Here is a 1,773-nt window from a genome sequence, read left to right on the forward strand (position 1 = left end):
CGCTCGACGAACGCGCCGATCTGCGCGAAATCGAAGATCTCGTTGCGCAGCATCGTGCTGTAGAAGCTGCCGAGGATCAGCGCGGTTTCGCGCTTCACTTCGTCGAGCACCGCCGGCAGCCCGCTCTCCGGCACCGGCTGCGCGAGCGCCTGGCGCAGCGCAAGCCATGCGCCGTTCACGCTCTCCCACGCCTCGCGCGTGAGCGCCGTGCGCACCATCCGCGCGTTCGAGCGCGCGGCCTCGATGCACGACAGCACGCTCGACGGGTTGTCGCGGTCGCGCAGCAGGTAGTCGGTCACGGTATCGGCGGCATAGGCGTCGTACTTCTGACGATAGCCGTCGTCCGCGCCCGAGCTGACCAGCACCGACGACCATTCGGCCGGCGCGTCGGACGTGCGCGTGAGCGCCATCCGCAGCCCGGCATCGACGATGCGCGCGATGTTCTCCGCGCGCTCGATATAGCGGTACATCCAGTAAAGACCGCTCGCAGTTCGTCCCAGAAGCATCTCGTGTCCACTCCGTCTTCGTTCGGTTCGCGCGCCGGCTGCGGCGCGCGCGGTCGTGCCCGGCTCAGTCGGCCAGCACCCAGGTGTCCTTGGTGCCGCCGCCCTGGCTCGAGTTGACGACCAGCGAGCCTTCCTGCAGCGCGACGCGCGTAAGCCCGCCCGGCGTGATGCGGATCCGGTCCGACACCAGCACGAATGGCCGCAGGTCGACGTGGCGCGGCGCGAGGCCGGCTTCGGTCAGGATCGGCGTCGTGGACAACGCCAGCGTGGGTTGCGCGATGTAGTTCGCGGGACGCGCGCGCAGCTTCGCGGCGAACGCCTCGATCTCGGCCTTCGATGCGCACGGCCCGACCAGCATCCCGTAGCCGCCCGAGCCGTGCACTTCCTTCACGACCAGTTCGTCGAGATGCTCGAGCACGTATTTCAGGCTGTCGGCCTCGCCGCAGCGCCAGGTCGGTACGTTCTCCAGCAGCGCCTTGCGGCCCGTGTAGAACTCGACGATCTCCGGCATGTACGAGTAGATCGCCTTGTCGTCGGCGATCCCCGTGCCGGGCGCGTTCGCGATCGTGATGTTGCCGGCGCGGTAGACGTCCATGATCCCGGCCACGCCGAGCACCGAATCGGGGCGGAACGTCAGCGGATCGAGGAACGCGTCGTCGACCCGGCGGTACAGCACGTCGATCGGCCTGAAGCCTTCGGTGGTGCGCATCGCGACGCGGCCGTCGACCACCTGCAGGTCGCTGCCCTCGACGAGGTGCACGCCCATCTGGTCGGCGAGGAACGAATGTTCGTAGTACGCGGAATTGTGGATGCCGGGCGTGAGCACGGCGATGGTCGGGTTGTCGGCGTTGCCGCCCGGCGGGCACACGGCCGCGAGCGACTGGCGCAGCATCTGCGGATAGGTCTCGACCGGGCGCACCTTGACCTGCTGGAACAGCTCGGGAAAGAGCTGCATCATCGTCTCGCGGTTTTCCAGCATGTACGACACGCCCGACGGCGTGCGCGCGTTGTCCTCGAGCACGTAGAACTGGTTCTCGGCGGTGCGCACGATGTCGACGCCGATGATGTGCGTGTAAACGTTGCCGGGCGGCCGGAAATCGATCATCTCCGGGATGAACGCCTCGTTGTGCGCGATCAGGTGCTTCGGCACGATGCCGGCGCGCACGATCTCCTGGCGGTGGTAGATGTCGTCGAGGAACGCGTTGAGCGCCATCACGCGCTGCTCGATGCCGAGCGACAGCCGGCTCCATTCCGCGCCCGAGATGAT

Annotated in this window: 2 protein-coding genes; both read right to left on the reverse strand. The window is 67.6% G+C overall.

The features are described 5' to 3' along the window. Positions 1-506, reverse strand: a 506-nt coding sequence (locus tag U5A56_RS36745; RefSeq protein WP_321822684.1) for an alpha-E domain-containing protein, incomplete at its 3' end; no start/stop codon positions are given. Positions 507-570: 64 nt separating this feature from the next. Beyond that, positions 571-1,773, reverse strand: a 1,203-nt coding sequence (locus tag U5A56_RS36750; RefSeq protein WP_321804526.1) for a circularly permuted type 2 ATP-grasp protein, incomplete at its 5' end; no start/stop codon positions are given.

It is taken from the genome of Burkholderia sp. BCC1998, from assembly GCF_905339875.1.
In the GTDB taxonomy this organism is placed as follows: domain Bacteria; phylum Pseudomonadota; class Gammaproteobacteria; order Burkholderiales; family Burkholderiaceae; genus Burkholderia.